General features: G+C 34.6%; 17 protein-coding genes, 3 pseudogenes and 1 other annotated feature. Of the genes and pseudogenes, 6 read left to right on the forward strand and 14 right to left on the reverse strand.

All coding sequences use genetic code 11. From position 1 onward, the window contains the following. Positions 1–192: 192 nt before the first annotated feature. From ACX5JI_RS07520 to ACX5JI_RS07535, 4 genes are all read right to left on the reverse strand, one after another. On the reverse strand, positions 193–720 hold the full coding sequence (locus tag ACX5JI_RS07520) for a GNAT family N-acetyltransferase (protein ID WP_459501051.1): 528 nt from the start codon (positions 718–720) through the stop codon (positions 193–195). Between the two features lie 666 nt (positions 721–1,386). Beyond that, the gene (locus ACX5JI_RS07525; RefSeq protein WP_459500486.1) at positions 1,387–1,986 is read right to left on the reverse strand and encodes a DJ-1/PfpI family protein; all 600 of its coding nucleotides are present in this window, start codon (positions 1,984–1,986) and stop codon (positions 1,387–1,389) included. A 622-nt stretch (positions 1,987–2,608) separates the two neighbouring features. Further along, positions 2,609–2,938, reverse strand: coding sequence for a tRNA-binding protein (locus tag ACX5JI_RS07530; protein WP_459500487.1), 330 nt, complete (start codon positions 2,936–2,938; stop codon positions 2,609–2,611). Between the two features lie 62 nt (positions 2,939–3,000). Further along, on the reverse strand, positions 3,001–3,879 hold the full coding sequence (locus ACX5JI_RS07535) for a DMT family transporter (RefSeq protein ID WP_459500488.1): 879 nt from the start codon (positions 3,877–3,879) through the stop codon (positions 3,001–3,003). Between the two features lie 401 nt (positions 3,880–4,280). Between ACX5JI_RS07535 and ACX5JI_RS07540 the strand changes: the two genes are divergently transcribed. Beyond that, positions 4,281–4,787 (forward strand): DUF6241 domain-containing protein, encoded by a 507-nt coding sequence (locus tag ACX5JI_RS07540; RefSeq protein ID WP_459500489.1) that lies wholly within the window; start codon positions 4,281–4,283, stop codon positions 4,785–4,787. Here ACX5JI_RS07540 and ACX5JI_RS07545 read toward each other — a convergent pair. Further along, positions 4,716–5,021 (reverse strand): MerR family transcriptional regulator, encoded by a 306-nt coding sequence (locus ACX5JI_RS07545; protein ID WP_459500490.1) that lies wholly within the window; start codon positions 5,019–5,021, stop codon positions 4,716–4,718. The two genes, ACX5JI_RS07540 and ACX5JI_RS07545, sit on opposite strands and share 72 nt — an antisense overlap. Positions 5,022–5,386: 365 nt before the next feature. On the opposite strand from ACX5JI_RS07545, the gene ACX5JI_RS07550 reads away from it, so the two are divergent. Further along, positions 5,387–5,545 (forward strand): hypothetical protein, encoded by a 159-nt coding sequence (locus ACX5JI_RS07550; protein WP_459500491.1) that lies wholly within the window; start codon positions 5,387–5,389, stop codon positions 5,543–5,545. Here ACX5JI_RS07550 and ACX5JI_RS07555 read toward each other — a convergent pair. Together ACX5JI_RS07555 and ACX5JI_RS07560 are read right to left on the reverse strand one after the other, a co-directional pair. Beyond that, positions 5,538–5,672, reverse strand: a pseudogene (locus ACX5JI_RS07555) (IS3 family transposase); the annotation flags it as partial. The gene ACX5JI_RS07550 and the pseudogene ACX5JI_RS07555 sit on opposite strands and share 8 nt — an antisense overlap. Further along, a complete protein-coding gene (locus ACX5JI_RS07560; RefSeq protein ID WP_459500492.1) occupies positions 5,614–6,069 on the reverse strand; it encodes a DUF5677 domain-containing protein in 456 nt (151 codons plus the stop codon). The pseudogene ACX5JI_RS07555 and the gene ACX5JI_RS07560, both read right to left, overlap by 59 nt. A 329-nt stretch (positions 6,070–6,398) precedes the next feature. Here ACX5JI_RS07560 and ACX5JI_RS07565 point away from each other — a divergent pair, with 329 nt between their 5' ends. Further along, positions 6,399–7,877 carry an FAD-dependent oxidoreductase gene (locus ACX5JI_RS07565; protein WP_459500493.1) on the forward strand — a complete coding sequence of 493 codons (1,479 nt, stop codon included), beginning with the start codon at positions 6,399–6,401 and terminating at the stop codon, positions 7,875–7,877. A 301-nt stretch (positions 7,878–8,178) separates the two neighbouring features. Here ACX5JI_RS07565 and ACX5JI_RS07570 read toward each other — a convergent pair whose 3' ends face one another. Next, a complete protein-coding gene (locus ACX5JI_RS07570; protein WP_459500494.1) occupies positions 8,179–9,609 on the reverse strand; it encodes an IS4 family transposase in 1,431 nt (476 codons plus the stop codon). A 341-nt stretch (positions 9,610–9,950) separates the two neighbouring features. Between ACX5JI_RS07570 and ACX5JI_RS07575 the strand changes: the two genes are divergently transcribed. Further along, complete coding sequence (locus ACX5JI_RS07575; RefSeq protein ID WP_342719930.1) at positions 9,951–10,490, forward strand: hypothetical protein; 540 nt, start codon at positions 9,951–9,953, stop codon at positions 10,488–10,490. A 298-nt stretch (positions 10,491–10,788) separates the two neighbouring features. On the opposite strand, the gene ACX5JI_RS07580 is transcribed toward ACX5JI_RS07575, so the two are convergent. Together ACX5JI_RS07580 and ACX5JI_RS07585 are read right to left on the reverse strand one after the other, a co-directional pair. Next, on the reverse strand, positions 10,789–12,048 hold the full coding sequence (locus ACX5JI_RS07580) for an MFS transporter (protein ID WP_429671440.1): 1,260 nt from the start codon (positions 12,046–12,048) through the stop codon (positions 10,789–10,791). A gap of 80 nt (positions 12,049–12,128) precedes the next feature. Further along, positions 12,129–12,385, reverse strand: a binding site (T-box leader). 400 nt (positions 12,386–12,785) lie between these two features. Further along, positions 12,786–12,974 (reverse strand): annotated as a pseudogene (locus ACX5JI_RS07585) (Tn3 family transposase); the annotation flags it as partial. A gap of 189 nt (positions 12,975–13,163) precedes the next feature. On the opposite strand from ACX5JI_RS07585, the gene ACX5JI_RS07590 reads away from it, so the two are divergent. Next, complete coding sequence (locus tag ACX5JI_RS07590) at positions 13,164–13,508, forward strand: hypothetical protein (protein ID WP_459500495.1); 345 nt, start codon at positions 13,164–13,166, stop codon at positions 13,506–13,508. A gap of 270 nt (positions 13,509–13,778) precedes the next feature. On the opposite strand, the pseudogene ACX5JI_RS07595 reads toward ACX5JI_RS07590, so the two are convergent. Then, positions 13,779–14,138 (reverse strand): annotated as a pseudogene (locus ACX5JI_RS07595) (IS4 family transposase); the annotation flags it as partial. A 506-nt stretch (positions 14,139–14,644) separates the two neighbouring features. On the opposite strand from ACX5JI_RS07595, the gene ACX5JI_RS07600 reads away from it, so the two are divergent. Beyond that, entirely contained in the window at positions 14,645–15,952 is a 1,308-nt protein-coding gene (locus ACX5JI_RS07600) for a condensation domain-containing protein (protein ID WP_459500496.1), read from the forward strand. Positions 15,953–16,368: 416 nt separating this feature from the next. Here ACX5JI_RS07600 and ACX5JI_RS07605 read toward each other — a convergent pair whose 3' ends face one another. The 3 genes from ACX5JI_RS07605 to ACX5JI_RS07615 all read right to left on the reverse strand — a co-directional run bounded on the left by ACX5JI_RS07605 (position 16,369) and on the right by ACX5JI_RS07615 (position 18,884). Beyond that, positions 16,369–17,187, reverse strand: coding sequence for an alpha/beta fold hydrolase (locus ACX5JI_RS07605; protein ID WP_459500497.1), 819 nt, complete (start codon positions 17,185–17,187; stop codon positions 16,369–16,371). Between the two features lie 11 nt (positions 17,188–17,198). After that, entirely contained in the window at positions 17,199–17,672 is a 474-nt protein-coding gene (locus ACX5JI_RS07610; RefSeq protein ID WP_459500498.1) for a GbsR/MarR family transcriptional regulator, read from the reverse strand. Between the two features lie 297 nt (positions 17,673–17,969). Continuing rightward, positions 17,970–18,884: a phosphotransferase family protein gene (locus ACX5JI_RS07615; protein ID WP_098486857.1), complete on the reverse strand. Its 915-nt coding sequence runs from the start codon at positions 18,882–18,884 to the stop codon at positions 17,970–17,972. Between the last annotated feature and the right edge of the window lie 33 nt (positions 18,885–18,917).

Here is an 18,917-nt window from a genome sequence, read left to right on the forward strand (position 1 = left end):
TTCTTCTGTTGAAAAATCAATTTTTATAGCATGCTTTTGATCAAAAATTATTACAAACCAACAGCATTCACGGCAAGGTTATGCTTTCTTTAGCGGCAACTTTATGGGTAAAGTCACATACAGATTTATCTTGACTTGATGGGCATATGTGGTGACACCTATTAAATTAACGCCTCCGTTAGTTTAAAAAGGCTATTTACTGGCAATTAAGTTTAAACGCCAATTATTACATCGCATAAAGCTACCAGGAGGGTATTCGAATTCGGATTCGGATATTAATTTGAATCCAAGCTTCCGACAAATTGCATTTGAAGCTGGATTGTCAACTGAAGGAAAAGCATGAATGTACCTATACTTATTCTCAGCGGATGCTTCATCTATTGCCAACTTTACTGCAGTTGTCGCTATTCCTTTCCCCTGAAATGCGGGAAGGACGCTCCAGCCAGTTTCGTACACACTTTCATTATTCCAAGTAGTTTGCCAATAGCCAACAGCACCCACTGATTCTTGCTCTGGTAACAATAAAATGCTAAACATACATCCTCTACTAACTAGTTCAAGGTACCGTTTGTGTCGCTTCAAAATCTGCTCTTCATTTTCTGGACCTCCAAGATGCTGCATCATCACTGGGGTGTTAATACGAAAAAGTAAATCAAGGTCCTTATCTTCCCAAGGTTTAATTTGAATAACATGATTGCTACGTTCTGAAATTTTATTCATCCCCTTACATTTTTCTTTATTTATTCTTTCTTTACTGTAAGCAAAACTCCTGTATTTGTTCAATTAACCTGCACCGTTAGACAATAAGTAAAACTGAAAAATAGTAAAGGGTTTTTATTCTCAAAATTTATCATAGATCATACTATGTAATTTCAATAATTCATCTTTTAGGGGTCATCCATCGCTATCAGGTTAAAGTTTTATAACGCCCCCAGAACGAAATTTTGTGTTAACTTATAATAAAAAAACTTATTTTTTTTTGGGGGTTAATCTGTTCTCTTAAGTTGATGGGCATGTATGGTGCCCCTTATTACTAAAAACTTATTCAGCCTTGTTTGTACATTATTCACTTCTATATATTAGCGCTGTCCCTAAACGGGTCTACCCTAATAAATTGCCCAGGCATCCTAATCCCACTTTTTTTAGTTATCCGTTCCTTCGGGTACAGCCGAGATAAGTGTAAAAGTAGGTCATATAATTACTTTTATTTCCAATTACTCTTCATACTTGTCTCTCCCTCTGTATAAAATAGCTATCTACACTTTTCGTTTAGGGAAAAACAAACAATAAAAAAACCAAGATTGTCTTCAATTTTATATATACGAATAGCTCCTTTGCGATCTACAGCAAGAACCCTGTGATTAAGCCAATAAAAAAGAGTTCAAATTAACTCCAAACAACACCTCGCCTCTCGTATTCCATTCTATATTCAACGGCAGCTGCAATTTTGGGGCTTGCGAACCTTTCCGTAATCCAAAGCCCCAAATCAAGTCCTGAAGTGACTCCTCTTGCAGTGATAATATTTCCTTGATCAACAATTCTGTAACAAAGAAGCTCTGCCCCGTATCCAATGATTTCATTCTGCGCCAAATAGTGCATCGTCGCTTTTCGACCATTCAATATACCGGAAGCAGCTAGTAGCATACCTCCTGTACAAACTCCAGCAACGATCGTTCCTTCGTTGTGCATCTCTCTAATCATTTCGGTCAGGGTTCCAAGCTCTGCTTGCTTTCGTGCCCCATGTTCAGCTTTATGATTCCAGCCACCACCAGGTACAATCAACAGATCTGGACGATTATCCATTCGTAAAAAATCATTTAGTTTAACGGTAACTCCAAACGAAGTAGTAATTTCTTGTTTTGGTTCACTTGATATTAGTTCAACCGTAAATGGAGCCCCTTCTTCTATCGCTCTTTTGAGTACCTCAAAAGGTGCGAAAGAGACAAGCTCTCCGAAGCCGTCAAACAATACAATTTGTATTTTCATTTTTATTACACCTCATATGCTTTCTTTTGTGAATCATAGACATATAAAACGATTCGGCGATCATGTAATTGATTTACAAAAAACCCCCCATCCAATAGAAGAAACAATACCGCTATAAGCACAATAGGTCATAGCTGTAAATAAAAGTAAGCTTATGACCTGTTTTTACACTTATCTATGGAGTATGTATATGTGGGGGAGTAATAGAAGTTTTGATACGGAAGCGATCTATTAATAAACTATGTTAAGAAAAAGAGTCTCGCATCCAGACTCTTTTTTATTTTCAATACAACAGAACCCATAGCCATCAAGTTAAGGTTCAAAAGCTTTCAGCTTTTGAACCTTTTATCAATTATATATATCAAATCATTATTTTTTCCATGCCAAATAAATCCCCTTAATTTTCATTTTTAAAATCCGATATGAACCTGTAAGTAATTAAAATTACAAGGCTTTTATGATATCAAATGGACTACTTTTCTTGAATCTTTTTGGCTTTTTATATCATTTTCTTAGCTTGATGGCGATGGGGATAGCTCCTTGTATGAGTTTGTCCATTTTGTTTGTTATTTACCAAGAGACGCCATGTTAACCACATATGAATGTGACTGTATCGTTAACGTTATCCTAATCGGTCGCCTTTTTTTACTTTTTGTTGAGGTTCTATAAGCACAACACCTTGATCTGCATAAACACCCATCACTAATACTTCTGAACTAAAATCAGCAACTTTCATTGGAGGGAAGTTCACAACACCTAATACTTGTTTACCAATAAGATCAGCTAACTCATAGCAATCGGTGATTTGCGCACTACTTTGTTTAACTCCTATTTCATCACCAAAGTCAACCCAAAGCTTATACGCTGGTTTTCTTGCTTTAGGGAATTCTTCTGCACGGATAATCTCGCCTACACGCATATCTAATTTTTGAAAATCATCAAAAGTCGCCATATTTATTCCTCCTAAAAATTATCATTTTACACACAATCATTTATTAACGAAGAAGTTTTTCATTAATCTTGTTTCTCTTTAATAACTAATAGAACCCCTGTGAGAATTAAGATAGAACCGATCCAAAATGTTATACCTATCTTTTCACCGAGAATAAGCCATCCAAGTAATGTTCCAACAACGGGTTGAAAGAAGAAAAATAATCCTCCACTTGAGGCGTTAAGCATTTGTAACCCACGATTCCAAAGTAGAAATGCGACAGCTGTTGAGATAATACCTAAATATAAGAGTCCTCCCAAAATAGTTGGGCGAGTTAGTTGAGAGACATCAATTGCATGTAACTTTGGCAAAACAAAAGGAGTTAACACAATAAGAGCTACCAAGGTGGAATAAGTGGTTACCACAATTTGTGAATAATCACTCGGCAAACGTTTTACAAGAACAGACATAAGCGCCCATGTTAAAGCCGCAATAAGAAGAGAAATACCACCAAGCACACTTGACATATTCAAGTCACCAATTCCGACAATCGTAATGACGCCAATTGTCGCTAAACAAACAGATATTCCCTTTTTTAAAGTTAACCGTTCTTTAAGGATTAACCAAGCAAACAACACCATAAATGCTGGTGTTGAAGAAGTTATAACAGCACCCATCTGTGCTGAAGAGAGCATTGTACCCGTTTCTTGCGTAACAATCGAAATCGCATAGCCAATAACGCCAATTGCTATAATTATGAAAAAATGCTGCTTTTCAATGCGCCATTTTTGTTTTGTTACAAATCCGATAATAAGAAGTGCAACAATCGCTACTACATAACGCAACCATACAAGTTCCAATGGGGGGATGACCGATACTAAAACTTTCACAACAACATACATACCGCCCCAAATGCTGGAAGCAAGAATTAAATATAAAGAACCTAATAAGGTATTTTTCATTTTTTGTACCCTCCGCTTTTTGTTTAGGTCTATACAGCCCCTAACGGAGAGATGTAGTCACTTTCTCTCTATTAAGAGCGGAAAAGTGCTACTGGTACATCGTTTTCAAATAATGGAGCCAAATACATACGGATTCACCTCGATTTTTTAAAAGTAAAATATTCTATAGTTTTTTATCCTACATGGAATATCCAGATTTATCAAGATTAAAAGAATTATTAAAAAACTTCAAGTTATGAATCTGTGTAGAAGTAAACAGATTCAAGCCTTTAAAGGAATAAAAACAGGTAATGAGGAATTATTACAATGTGCTTGAAAGTGATACAAAGTGCACATATTGATCTGCCTTATAAAAGCTATATCCGCAAATGGCTCGATTGGATAGCAAGGAGGAGAAATCATTGAAAAAGTGGACAAAAGCAATAGTGATCGTAGGAGTTTCTGTAACAGTTGGCATTTTAACAGGGGTTACAATTGGCACATATTTAGGGGATAATAGCGATGAAAATATTATAAATACGGTTAAAGGGAAAGAAGTCAATGTGGCAGTAGATTCCGATAAACATATAGCTGATGTAATGCACCAAATGACTCATCAAAAAGTAATGTCAAACAACAAACAAGGTTTTATAAAAATGACTCCCGATAATATTAAAAAATTACAAAAAGTGATCGAGGACAGCACTCCAGGGGGGATGAAAAACAAGGGGAAATATATAATGATTTTAGATCGTTGGGAACATGGAGATTTTTCTCAAGCGGTCGAAGAACATAACTACATGCGAGACTATATGAGAGCGCAAATAGGTGGTAGTGATGACGAGAAAGCGGAAAGATTAGCAACTCCAGAAGAAGAATATAATTTCCTCAAAGAACAAGCAAAAAAAGAACGAAATAAAGGGGCGTAGCCAGTACGTTAAGGTTACGTATGTATAATTTTTAACAACCAAGCCCAACTGCTTAAGTGACATAATTTGTTGTAGCTTAGCAATATCAGTTTCAGTATAGATCCTATGTCCCTTATCAGATGACTGCGAAGGAGAAAACAATCCTATTTTGTCATAATGATGGAGCATCCGTACCGTAAGTCTGGTTTGCTTAGCTAATTCCCCAACTTTCCAAGTTTTTTTATTCAGAATCAACCCCTCATTTCGTACGAATTATTTTTGCCGGCAACATTACTATACAACCTGACATAGTGTTAGGTTCAAGTACCCCTTTTTAAATTTTTTTGTTGTTTATAGTAATAACAAAATTCAATAAGAAAGATGCCTTCTTGTTTATGAATGGCATTTGATTATAGAAGAACTTTTGGAGGATGTTGGCTGGGTATTACTGAAATGTACTTGTAAACAGTTATTAAAATGAATCTATCTTTTTAGTATCTATTGATGATAATTTTGAATAGCGTTGCTTAGTGTTACTTGGGAAAATGAGTGGGTTTTAAAGTACTGGTGATACTTATAGGAGTAAAAAATATTCTCTATTATAGAAGGAGTGTATCTATATGTTATCACAAGAAGAAAGGTTACTAATAGTTGCTGGGAAGACAGAATTAATTAGTCAGCTAGCTTTAATTACACATTCTTTAATGAAAGATGAGTTATACACTAAAGAGGATGCTGTAGAAGAGTTGATTAAGATCATAAATAGAGAAGTTCCATAAGAAGTTGTTTATTTTGTTTTCTCAATGCTTCCAACTCTAGTTGTTCAGCGGTCTTATTATCTTTCTCTTTAAACGAGCCAGACGTATGATTTTGATTCATCCATCGATCCAATGATGATGGTGTTAATCCATGTAATATCCTCGTCATCTGTAAACTGCAAGAAATGCATAAGTGAATCAGGTTTAAATCCAAAATGAGAAGAGTGATTACTTAAATAGGAACGTACTTCTTTAAATTGCCCTTGGATTATTTTTGCAATTTTCCCTGCTTGAGGCTTTTTGTCTTTTAGAAATTCATTTACTCTAGTAGGGTCCTTTCTTAAATAAACCAATGATTCGTAGGCTTCAATGGCAGTTCTAAACAATGCACCAGATTCCTGTGCATGACCATCTAATGCTAAACTGAACATTCCGTGACACAAAGAACGGATTTTTATACTAATAATTCCTGTAACCCTAAGAAAAGGTGTATTCATCATATAATTTTCAATGACATTATCAAATAATTCGAATAGAAAATGCATGATTTGATTTTCCCTATAAAGCTCCTTATCTAAGGCCTAAATTGCTTTTTCTCGATTTTCCCACACTGTCACACTGTCACACCCTTCCTCCATAGACTTCTTTCATTCAATAATAATAGATTCCATGTTAGAAATGAAATTTGCATAGCGTATGTTTTCGTTAAAATGTGAGCGGGACCTCATATTCTAGGTGCATTTTAGTTTCCTTGGAAACTAAAATGCGGTATACTTGCATACGTAACACATAATATTTATTAACTGGGAATCTATTATGTGAACATGTTTTTGTACGATTAGTCCTAATCAATCAAAAAAATGGAGGGTATGACATGGGAAATCATTATGATGTAGCAGTTGTTGGTGGTGGTCCAGTAGGATTAATGACCGCATGCGAATTAGCTATTCAAGGTATAAAAGTTGTTGTGTTGGAAAGAAGAGTGGATCGTATACGAAATTCTAGAGCAATGACACTACACCCTCGCTCCTTAGAATTGATGGCTATGAGAGGCATTGAAAATAGATTTTTATCTCGAGGAAAACAATTAGATACGGGTCATTTTGCTGCCCTAGAAACAAGATTAAACTTCAAAGATTTAGCTACTGATTTTCCTTACACACTTTTTATTCCTCAATCTATTACAGAAGAAATATTAGAAGAACGTGCATTAGAATTAGATGTGGACATTAAACGAGGGCATACTGTGAAGAACTTAAACCAGTATGAAACATTCGTACAGCTAGAAATAGAGCAAAGAGAAAATATATATAAACTAGAAGTTCCATATGTGGTAGGCGCTGACGGTGCAAGAAGCATCGTACGCGAATTATCGCATATACCATTTAGTGGAACGGATACTACAGCCACTGCTATATTGGGTGATGTGATTTTAGAAGATATTCCAGATAATCCATTTTTCTCTACATCAAATATAAATGGGATAGTAATGATGGTACCGATTGCTCCTGGAGTATTTCGTTTTGCCATTGTAGATCCTGTAAATCAACATACACCTGTACAAATTGCTGTCACAGAAGAAGAGCTTATGGATAGCGTTTATCGTATTACAGGTAAACGTATTCAAATTAAGGAAACGCTTTGGCTTTCTCGTTTTGGAAATGCAACCAAATTAGCAGATACTTATCGACATTTGCGTGTATTCTTAGCAGGTGATGCGGCACATATTCATTTACCTGCAGGCGGACAAGGGTTGAATGTAGGTTTACAAGATGCTTTTAATTTAGGATGGAAATTGGGATTAGCTATAAAACAGAAAAAATATGAAAACCTATTAGAAAGTTACCATATTGAACGACATGCTGTAGGAAAAAAATTTTTAAAAGAGACACAAGCGCAAGAACAATTAATGATGAACTTTTCAAATGCTGGAGTGGAACTAAGAGAGCTATTTTCTCACTTGCTCACATACCCAGAAGTGAATCAAGATTTAGCTGAAAAAGTAAGTGGTCTAGGAATTATGTATCCACCTATGCATAATACCGAAAAATATCCATGGCTAGGAAAAAGATGTCCCAATTTTTCTATTTATGCACAAGATCAGAACAATCACACACTCTATGAAGTGATGCATGATGGGAAATTCATTTTATTGATACATCCTTCTGATGTAGATATGGTAGATAAAATAAACATTGATTCACATATAAGAGTGATTGTAGGACAAATACAACATTCTGAGTTAGAAAAAATAAGTGCAGTTTGGATTCGACCGGATGGTCATATAGCTTGGATTGCGCATACCAAGAATGACGTATCATTGGGTATTGAAAAAATGCAAAATAACATGTAATTCAATATGTTATTAACTAATCAGATTCTTTTGTAGTAAGGAATCACACAATTTCAAAAAAATAAAAAACGTTATTCTTTCTTTACTGCTTTCTAAGAAAGAATAACGTTTTTATAAATTGGGTACTTTACCCAACACCATCAAGCCAAAGAAAACGAGATAGGGGTTCAGCCCATCGCTATCAAGCTAAGCTCATACAACGTCAATTATAGTAGAGGCTGTTTCTTTTTTCTAATGACTATGCGTAGGGAATTTAAAGATTTGCATACGAAATAAACCCTAACGGGTTTCCTTTTTTGAATTAAGCCGCTTGATTATCAGACATGGTACAATTATAAACGACACCTAATATATCAAAGACTGTTTTCTTCTCATACCGATGAGATTTTCGCCCGTTTTGCTGTAGGAGATTGAACAGGCGAAGTAACACCTTTGATAGCTCTTGGGTGTTTTTTTGTATAGTTTGGAATAGAAGAAGAAAATAGTCTTTAATCATATATATGGCTTTATACTCACTAAGCTCTCGTTTTTTCTTCATAAGGAGCAATTGGCGCATTTGAAACATGATAGAAGAACAGAGTAGAATAGCGATCAATTGACCATATAAATGGCACTCCAATCGTTCTGGTTTTATCTTTTTACAATGATGAATTTGAAAGAATGACTTCCACGTTTTAAATGAAATTTCGATTTGCCAACGCAAAGAATACCAGTCATGTACCTGTCCCATCGGGACAATATCTGTAGGGGTGTTTGTCATATATACATTGATACCGCTGAGTCGTTTACTACGAGGAGAATACTTCATTCCTTTCTTTTTTTCTCTTACAGATTGATCTTGTAATCGTTTTTGTTGCTGTTGTTTTGTTAATCGATGAACAATTACACGAGCTGGCACTTTATCAATCATTCCTACATAAGCATTATCTATTTCATATGTTTGTCCTGGTTGAAGGGAGTTCATTAACGTCTCCATATCTATCTGTATATACTCTGTACCTTTCTTAATTCTTCCGTCTTGAAAATAATCCGGGTTAGGATTTTTTTGATAAATACGTGTATTAGACTTGATACGAGAGATATAGTATGCCTCTTTATCTTGTATATATTGAAGGTCTTTTAAATGAAAATAACCTAAATCTCGGATACATAAATCATTTGCTGTCACAGTTGGGACACACAGAGAGCCATAGGTTCGATCATGTTGTTTACCTGGACCTGTATGAATATGTAGGAACTGTCCACTTAATAGATCATACTCAAGCTGAATTTTCATCCCTGCTGTATGGCTGCATCCTCCTGCACCTGGATAAACCGATGAAAAGACATCCGGGAGTTGAAATGCAGTTGAATCTAAAATACGAATACGCTTAAAAACAGAAGTGTATGGAGAAGAAATTGACATAGACGAGGTCAATTTTTTGCTTAGTATTCCGGCTAGTAGATGTTGTAAAAGTTGGACGGCCGCCTTATTAAATCGTTGATTCAGTCCCTCAGGACTGATGAGTACTGCTGTTGATGCTTCTAAACAGCTAGTTAACTGGGCTAAAGAAGTCATTGCTACATTTTGACTCATCCATATACATAAAGCGACTAAATCTTTTGCTTGGTACTTACTAGTTCGTTGCACAAAACCAACATCTCTAGCAAGATTTCGTAAGGTATTTTGGGATAAAAAACTTTGAATTTCTTGAGCAAATAGTTGTAATTCATCGGATACAGAAATAGACATACAAAAACGCCATCCTTTCCTATGATTCTACAGAAAGGATAACGTCTTTTTAGTTTTATGGATAGTGCAAAACTTTAGCTTTATAGCAATACTTTATATAGCCGTTTAATAATTAATTCTGTTATTTACCTATGTTTACTGTGGGTTTGAAATAAAGTCGTACCGTTTTGAAAAAAGATGAACCGTTTATAAAAAAATTGCACCGTTTTGCCCCTTTGGATATGCTTTATCTGAAGGGGTTTCCTATGGTAAAAGTAATATAAGGTTATACGAACGGGCCATTTTGTTGTACTATTAAGGGGAAACAAGTAATTGCGTGCGTCGTAAAAAGGGGTGCTGGGGTGAATGTAATTGCGTGGTTAATCGTTGCATGTGAAATAGGGTTTTGGGTTGTTATCACTTTAGGTCTATTCACACGATATATCCTTAAAAAAAATAAATTAGGATTGTTTTTCCTAGCTTTAACACCTGTTATTGATTTAATTTTATTAGTTGCTACGGGTGTCGACTTGTATCGTGGTGCAATTGCTACCCAAGTGCATGCAATTGCTGCTGTTTATATTGGAATCTCAATCGCATTCGGTAGGAGTATGATTGAATGGGCTGATATACGCTTTCAATATTATGTGATGAAACAAGGATCAAAACCAGTTAAAAGATTTGGCATCGATTACGCGAAATACTACTTTAAAAGCTGGGGACAACATGTGCTTGCTTTTCTAATAGGTGCCGGAATTTTATCCATCTTAATCTATTTAATTAACGATTCTTCTCGAACAGAAGTGTTGGCTGGATTTCTAAAAGTATGGACACTTGTGTTAGGTATTGATTTTCTGATTGCCATAAGCAATTTTATTTGGCCAAAAAGGGCAAAGGGGTAACAATTTAAAATACCGCAAACGGGCGCGATTGTTTACGATCATCGGTAGAAAATGATCAAACTTTATTATAAAAATTGCATAGTATTTCACAAAAGCTTAACCCGTTTTGATCAATCTTTTTTTCAAAACGGGTTCTTATCGTTTAACTTAAAATACGGGTTTGGGGGATATTTCTGATCAAACTTTATTCCAAACCAACATTTACATGACCTTCGTTATCGGTAATAAAAAGAATCTTTCAGTAAAGATCCTTTTTATTTCATCACTATTATTTAATTTTATTTATTAAAAAAAGAATTTATTGAAACGAATCTTTAAGCTCAGTTGAATTAGAATAGAATTTCGCTTTTGATGGTTGAACACTGCAAATAAATAGTATGATAGATATCAAAAACATTACAAATGCTCCTGAAACTACAACAAATCGTATAGATATAAGCTCTGAAAAAACACCAAAGATTACAGTAACTGTAATAATTAAAAAAGCCTCAATAAACCCGTAAATACTGACAACTCTGCCCATCACATCAACAGGTATATTGTTTTGATAAAATGTGTAAAAACCGGTATTAGAAAAAGCAGTAGCAAATGATAAAACAAAAACCCCTACAGATGCTATAAAAAAGGTATTAGAAGATGTAAAAATCATATAACCTACTGCAGTTATTAAGGAACCCATACCCATAAGCCATGAGGTAGGTATTTTTTCATTAATTATTGCATTAGATAAAGAACCTACCAATACTCCTGCTCCAGCAATGCTGACTAAAATTCCATATTCACCTTCAGATAAAGAAAGTATCCTAGTTGCAAAAGCAGCTTCCAACGAATCTGTAGCTGTCATCATGACTACCATCGCACTAAATAAAAGATATATTATCATGACATATAGAAACTTACGGCTAAATCCAATAACAAGCTTCCAATCATCTATTAATAACCTAAGAGATAATTTTGTTGTATCTGATGTTTTTTCTAACTGTGCAGAGGATTCAACATTAGGCATTCCTACTGTAATTAATGCAGATAAAAATAAAGCTCCAGCATTGATATAAATTGCCATATTAGGTGTACCAATTGTAAACATCATTCCCGCTATTGCTGGTCCAGTCAAAAATGCTCCGGAATCAAGTAGGCTACGTAAAGAGTTGAAACGTTTTCTTTGTCCTATTGGTATTAACTTTGTAATATAAGTTACCGATGTTGAGTGGTACATAGAGCTCGCTATTGTAATAAGAAAGACCATAGCATATATAAGCCCTAAAGAAGAGAAGAAAGGTAATAATGCAATTAGCACAGTCTGAAAGACACCTAGTGCTATCATGAGATATTTTTTATTTGAACGATCTACAAGACTTCCTGACCAAATATTAGTAAACAATGTTGATAAAGCCCTAATAATATATAAACCAGAGACAGCAATTGCCGATTCTGTTATGTTAAGAACGATTAGGTTTAGAGCAATAAAGTAAACCCAACTTCCAACACTTGAAACACCAATACTAAACAATAAGATAGATGGATACCGCCAAGTTTCCAATGTTTTTTTAAAACTCAATTGAATTCCTCCTAAAATATAATCAGATAGAATGCAACACTTAAAACAAAATAAAAAATCCCACCCCCAAGACTTGAAGTCTTAGGGACGAGATTTATCATCGCGGTGCCACCCTAGTTTATTAATATGTCGCCATATTAACCTTATCAGGTACGGCATTTAAAAATGCTTATACCTTAGCTCTATAACGGGAGCTCCCGTCACATCACCCCCTCCTAAAAGGTTCCGACGTGCTGCTCTGAGGCTTGCTTCAATAAAGAAATTCTAACCCTTTTTCAGCTACCAGGGTTCTCTGTATAGAATTCACTTTATTTACTCTTCTCTTCATCGCATTTATTTTTTATATAATATCACCTATTGGTATCTGTGTAAATGTCTGAATTTTTTTATAATACAAAAAACCTATTAAGATATATGATTCTCATCTAACAACTAAAAAAAGAAAAATACTTCAGGGCAAAAATTATTTGCAACTTTAATACAAAGTCGTTTTTTTTCGTTTTAGGGGTACTATAAAATATTAGCTTGATAGCGATGGGGTAGCACCAACAAAATGCGATTATCTTAACTAGTTACAAACGTACTATTCATAGTATACAAAGTAAAGAAAACCGTCATAAATGTTACATTGTTTACATGGAAACAATGAATAAACCATTGATAGGAAAAGGTTTTCTATTTACGAGTTAAGATAATTCTAAATTTCGTACGCTAAAGGGATAATCGGCTTTTTACTGTTAATTTGTTTGTAGTGGTCGAAGAGATTCTAAATGTGCAATTTCTTTCTTATTAAATTGGTATTCTCCCAGGAAGTTAATATGTTCCCATCCTAATGGAGAAATATGCTTTAATAGCTCTTCATCAAATTTTTCTTTTTTCTTCAAGACTTTTATTGCTTCACTTAAATAAACTGTATTCCATACATTCTTTTTATACAGAATCATAAGGGGTTTGGATACTGTAAAATACCGGAAAAAGGTAGTGAACTGGGAATTTTTTCACTATAATAAAACGTAGGGCTTATAGGGAGGATTTTACATCCGATTATCTGATTGTATAGATTAACAGTTTAATATTTCTGTCCCATTATTTAAAAATTGAAAGGAGTCATTGTAATGATTATTTGGAGAGGTAAAGGAATGTTAGTAGTCTTAGCATTTATTTTGGGGATTATGATAAGTGGAATCCTTTTTAGTATTTTGCAAGTGAACACGGAACATAATCCTGGATTTATTTTGAATGGAATATTTTCGACTATATGTATAGCGATGATTAATTATTTTTTCACTAAAAAGTTTATATCTGATGATGTACGAACACTCGTCGATGAAAAAACCGGAGAAAGAGTTCAAATAAAGGATAACTCTGCATTATTTTTCATTCGAAATAAGTATTGGACTTGGATTATTCTAGTTTTAGGTGTTGTACTTGTTATTAATGTTAGTGCGCAATTATCATAATTTTTTTATTATTATATAAGGGATCACCATATTATTTAAAAAACCTCTGATCTTTTTAAAATCAGAGGTTTTTATATTAATTAATTTTAATAATTTAAATTATATATATTCATAAGTTGATTTTATGTATAGTGGGCGCCCCATAGCCATCAAGCTAAGCTTATATAAGTTTAATTTCACGTGAGATTTTTTCTTTTTTCTAAAGATCCAGTGTAAGTTCTTTAAAGGTTTGCATACCAAATAAACCCTAATGGGTTTCAATTTTTTGGATTACGCTACATGATTGTGAGACATAGAAAAGTTGTATACGACGCCTAAGATATCAAAGACTGTTTTCTTCTCATACCTATGGGATTTTCGTCCGTTTTTCTGTAAAAGATTGAACAGACGAAACAATATCTTTGTTAATTCTTGGGTGTCTTTTTGCAAAGATTGATAAATAAGTGAAAAATAATTTTTTATGATATAAGTTGCTTTATATTTGCTTAATTCTCGTTTCTTCTTGATGAGGAGTAGTTGACGCATTTGAAACATGGTGGAGGAACAAAGAAGGATACTTATTAATTGTCCGTATAAGTGACATTCTAGTCGTTCTAATTTTACAGAATTACATTGATGAATACGAAAAAAATGAAGACCTAGTTAGTTTGGAAGTTTGAAAATGATGAGGTGATACAAGTGCAAACAGGAGTTATTTGTAAACAATGTAATAATGAATATAAACATCTAAAGCAATATGATAAAAGGTTGGTGGTCCTTCGTGCCCATCAACCTTTTATTATGAAGTAACACCTGAACGTATTATATTATTGTTTTTTATTAACAGACATAAAAATGATTTATTTGTTTTATTGATAATTTATAAACATCATTGTAAAATGTTTGTATATATATAAACTAAATTAATTTACGTTTGATTTTATTGAAGGAGATAGGAAGTGTTAATAACAATGAAATAATGGGTATATCACCTACAAAGAGCCGCAAAAAGAATGGAACCAGTACGGAAAAGATACTTTCGTGAAAAAATTCAAAAAATAAGGATTATTTGTTCTTGAAGAAAATTGACTAGAAAAGTTACAACCATATGGAGAATAAGGTTATACCAAAAACAGTCTTAAAAGGGGGACAAAATTATGGAACAAAGAAAGTTTTCAGTAACACCTCAAGATCGAATGAATTATTTATTAGGTCTTTATTCTGCAGATCAACAAATTAATGCAGTTCTTTATTTTCCTGTAGGTATATCAAAGAAAATACTTGAACAATCAGTAAGGATAACGTTACAATTGCAGCCGGTTTTGAACAGCCGGTTTGTAGAAAATGATATTCCTTACTGGGAGGAATATTCATCTGACACTAACTCACCCATTTGCCTTTTTGCAGAAGGAAATAATCAAGAAATTGAAATAATGGCAATAGATTTTATTAAGGAACCTGGTGATCGTATTCAGGGGCCTATGGTTCAAACAAAATTATTACGAGGCACTACAACAGATATGTTAGTTGTGAAATTATCTCATCTATGTTCAGATGGTGCAGGAGTCAAGGAATATATTAATTTGCTTGGAGCAATTTATACTCAACTTTCCTTGGGACGATCTAAGGATCAAATTATAAAGGAATTTGGTGAGGGAAATGAGAGTTTTCGAGATCAATCACATGTATTCAAATATACTGGAATATCGGACATAAAAAGCGCGTATCGTCCTAACCAAGAACAACAGGCATCGTTATGGTCTTTTCCATCTCAACCCAACAAAAATAAATCCCCCCAAATGTCCGTACGGCGGTTGAGCCATGAGCAAACTCTACGGCTAATCCAATGGACAAAAGCACAACAGGCTACATTGAATGATGTAATCATGACTGCATACTTCCGAGCTTTATCACATTTCACTGTGTATGCAGAACCTCGCACCGCAGAAAAAATGATCGGTTTAACAATTGATTTACGTCGATATCTGCCTAATTATACAACTGGTGCTATTTGCAATTTATCCGGCATGGAAATGCCAGTGATTAAAATGGAGGATGATGAATCATTTAATCAGACTCTCGTTCGAATTAAACAATCAATGGATAAAATAAAGTCTCAAAATCCAGGTCTTTCTTCAGCAGCAGGAATGGAGCTACTGGCAGGTATGAAGCTATCTGTGGTGAAGGAAATGTATAATCAGCAATACGAACAGGCTTTACAGATGGGGATGGCGTTGCCATTACTGACAAATTTAGGGGTGATCGCTGATGAACCTATTCAGTTTGGTGAAGTTCAAGCTGAGGACGGGTATATGACATCACCCATTATGTATGCGCCATTCTTTTCAATGGGTGCAAGCTTTTATAATGGAAGACTTACATTTACGATTGGTTATCATACACCGGATACATCAAAAGAAAAGGTAGACAAATTTTTAGAAAGTGTTGTTAATCAACTATCATAAATAAAAGAGAATATAGCGCAAAAATTTCTAGCGGAATTGTATTTTAGGGGCTCGTCCCCACATCCATCAACTTAAGGATTTGGACTATTCTTGAAGTTAAAAGCACGTTACCATTCTCTTATATTAATGAGAAAGGGTGACGTGCTTTTTATGAATATGCATCAAAGACAAGAGTTGTCTTTATTTGCCGAAGAGTTATATCGATATGGGGTCCCGCCACATGCCCATCAAGCTAAGGTTTTGAAGTACCCCCTAAACAAAAAATTTCTTTCTCTACAGGTACTCACTTTGAGAAGTCAGCTCATTTTTTTCCTTTTGGGGGTGTTTATTTTTCTTAAGTTGATGGGCATGGGCGGTACACTAATAAGAAAAGATATCCTTTTCGATGAAAGTAAACCTTGTAAATTCTATTGTTTTTATTTACTGAATGCTGTTACATCCTTATATTGTTTCAAAGGCTTGTCTTCTAAAAATTCAATTATCATCTCATTAAAGATATCCCGGCGCATCGTGTTTAATGGATCGAATGCATGTTTGAATAGTACGAGCTTAGCATTTTGAACATGGTTGAAAATAATGCGGGATCCTTTCCCTTCATCAACGCCGGGCATTAATTTTCCCTCACCACCCATTACAAGCGTAGGTGACTGAATTCGATGCAGTTGATCAGTATGTGTTGGAAATGGTGCTTTTTTCATTGCAAGTAGCATGTTCTTATCAATTGAAAAAGAATTTCTTAAAATACGCTGTGTATAAGGATCATCTTTATAATATTTCATCATGAGATTTATAATCATATTGTATGGAAGCAGACTGAATATAAAATTCGATATCGACAGCACCCAATTGGCTGCCAATGTAGGCATCTCACTATAGCTATTAGATATGACAAGTTTATCTACGTATGCTGGATATTTTATCGCCAGCAATGTAGCCAATTGACCGCCTTGCGAAACTCCTACAACATGAATCTTGCTGATTCCAAGTACATCTAGAAAGCATTTGATATCCTCCACGATAACATGATGATCATATTTATTATTCGGAAATTCCTTTGTCGAATCTCCATGTCCTCGATAATCAGGCATAATCATCTGATAGTGTGCAGAGAAAGCCTCGAATTGAGGCTCCCACATTTTCCATGATGATCCACTTCCGTGCAGAAATAGTATGGGAGATCCCTGGCCTTTAATTTCGTAATGAATAGTGATTCCGTTTGCAGTAACTTTTGGCATAATATATCCTCCTATTTTGTACTACTCCCTTTTCGCTCTTCCCACTGAACTAAAATTTGCTTCGATTGCTGGATAACGAATTCGAAAAACTCGATACTCTCATCGATTATAGGCGCGGCTTCCTCTTTAAGAACTAGCTCCTTTGCTCTACACAAATATTGTGCCATCATGTTTCCCTGTGCAATGCTCGTATGCAAAGTCAATGCCCATGCATCTGAATGTAGTTGATAGAAATCCCTCTTGCTACCAGGAACCCCAACCTTACGAAATAAAGAAATTTGAACACCTTGTCGAACGGACAATGACGCCGTTCCTTTGCTAATTTGCAAATCGCTTACCATGTCATCGAGTGATTTTGGAGTACCTGATATCAATAAGTATCCCCATATCTTGCCAAGCGATCTTGCACCGCCTGAAGATTCTATATAAGTCCCAAAATCTTCTATCAATTCCTTCTGATCATCGTTCAATATTCCCTGTTTCATTTCACACACCCCTATCGTTTACTGTGTTTAATATATATTAAACACAGTAAACGTATATTTGCAAGGGAAATGACAAAAAGTGTTAATGTTGGTTTGAAATAAAGTTTGAACAAAACTTACTTAGAATTCTTTGATTAAAGGGGTCCCGCCACATGCCCATCAAGTTAAAATCTCATATTACCCCCAGAACGAAAATTTTGTGCATTTTGCTCGTATTTATTGTTTTGGGGAAATTCATATTTTTAGCTTGATGACGATGTAGTGGGCCTCCTATGTCAAAGCATCTTTTATTTATTTTTATAAATATCTATGTATTTCATTATGAAGTGTTTTCACACGCTCTTTATAGAATATGCCTTTTTCCTCTATTTTCAGTTGCGCTATAAACAGATTTGCAAGCATTACCGCTGTATCAAGCTGATAAAATAAGCTGACAATACGAGGAATAGATTCAAAGATATCTTTATTCTTATATCCATCTTTAAATTCATACCAATCAATTTCATTAGTTTCAGCTATCCTCATAAGTTCTAACAGCGGGTGACCAATTAGAGCATTATCCCAATCAACCAACGCCTTAACTTCTCCGTTATATCCAATTAGATTTGCTGGTCGAATGTCCATATGTAATAATTTTTTTACATGATCTGCTTGTTTAAGAATCTCTTCAATTATCGATATATCAGGAAATTCAATATCGCAATGTGTAATTTTATTAAATCCTTCTACTCTTTTTACGAGACGTTCAGCTATATACTTGCTAGATGGTTTCCTAGTCCTATGTTGGTAATTTAAATCTTCAATTGGCATATTATGGAGTTTATTAACTACTTCTCCTATTTTGTAAGCAGAAATTGGAATATGATCAGTAGCCAGGTAATCTGAAATTAAAAAATCAAGTTCCGTAGAAAGGTGCAGTCCGTGAACCTTTGGCACTGGAATGTCTTTAGAATTACAAAACTTAGAAAGCTCCGCTTCCTTTTGCAATGAGATTCGACTATTAAACAACTCTTCATTTATATTTTTCACTTCACGTTCCCAAGGTACTCGAAATGCTAAAGGTCCTTTTTCCGAATCCCCTCGGAACACAATATTTTGTACTCCATTTCCTATTACTTTTAACTCCTGAACGGCCAATTCTTTATATTCTCGATTCAATATAGTTTTTAATTTCGCCCTTAATTCTTCTGTTTTCGAACGAATATTAACCATTTTATCCCTCGATTCGCAAGTTATTTACAACCC

The sequence above is a fragment of the Bacillus sp. C1 genome (genome assembly GCF_054570475.1).

Bases quoted from the DNA above. Each gene is read 5' to 3' on its own strand.
- ACX5JI_RS07520 (WP_459501051.1), bottom strand. From the start codon at position 720: ATGAATAAAATTTCAGAACGTAGCAATCATGTTATTCAAATTAAACCT.
- ACX5JI_RS07525 (WP_459500486.1), bottom strand. From the start codon at position 1,986: ATGAAAATACAAATTGTATTGTTTGACGGCTTCGGAGAGCTTGTCTCT.
- ACX5JI_RS07530 (WP_459500487.1), bottom strand. From the start codon at position 2,938: ATGGCGACTTTTGATGATTTTCAAAAATTAGATATGCGTGTAGGCGAG.
- ACX5JI_RS07535 (WP_459500488.1), bottom strand. From the start codon at position 3,879: ATGAAAAATACCTTATTAGGTTCTTTATATTTAATTCTTGCTTCCAGC.
- ACX5JI_RS07550 (WP_459500491.1), top strand. From the start codon at position 5,387: ATGTTATCACAAGAAGAAAGGTTACTAATAGTTGCTGGGAAGACAGAA.
- ACX5JI_RS07560 (WP_459500492.1), bottom strand. From the start codon at position 6,069: ATGCATTTTCTATTCGAATTATTTGATAATGTCATTGAAAATTATATG.
- ACX5JI_RS07565 (WP_459500493.1), top strand. From the start codon at position 6,399: ATGGGAAATCATTATGATGTAGCAGTTGTTGGTGGTGGTCCAGTAGGA.
- ACX5JI_RS07570 (WP_459500494.1), bottom strand. From the start codon at position 9,609: ATGTCTATTTCTGTATCCGATGAATTACAACTATTTGCTCAAGAAATT.
- ACX5JI_RS07590 (WP_459500495.1), top strand. From the start codon at position 13,164: ATGATTATTTGGAGAGGTAAAGGAATGTTAGTAGTCTTAGCATTTATT.
- ACX5JI_RS07600 (WP_459500496.1), top strand. From the start codon at position 14,645: ATGGAACAAAGAAAGTTTTCAGTAACACCTCAAGATCGAATGAATTAT.
- ACX5JI_RS07605 (WP_459500497.1), bottom strand. From the start codon at position 17,187: ATGCCAAAAGTTACTGCAAACGGAATCACTATTCATTACGAAATTAAA.
- ACX5JI_RS07610 (WP_459500498.1), bottom strand. From the start codon at position 17,672: ATGAAACAGGGAATATTGAACGATGATCAGAAGGAATTGATAGAAGAT.
- ACX5JI_RS07615 (WP_098486857.1), bottom strand. From the start codon at position 18,884: ATGGTTAATATTCGTTCGAAAACAGAAGAATTAAGGGCGAAATTAAAA.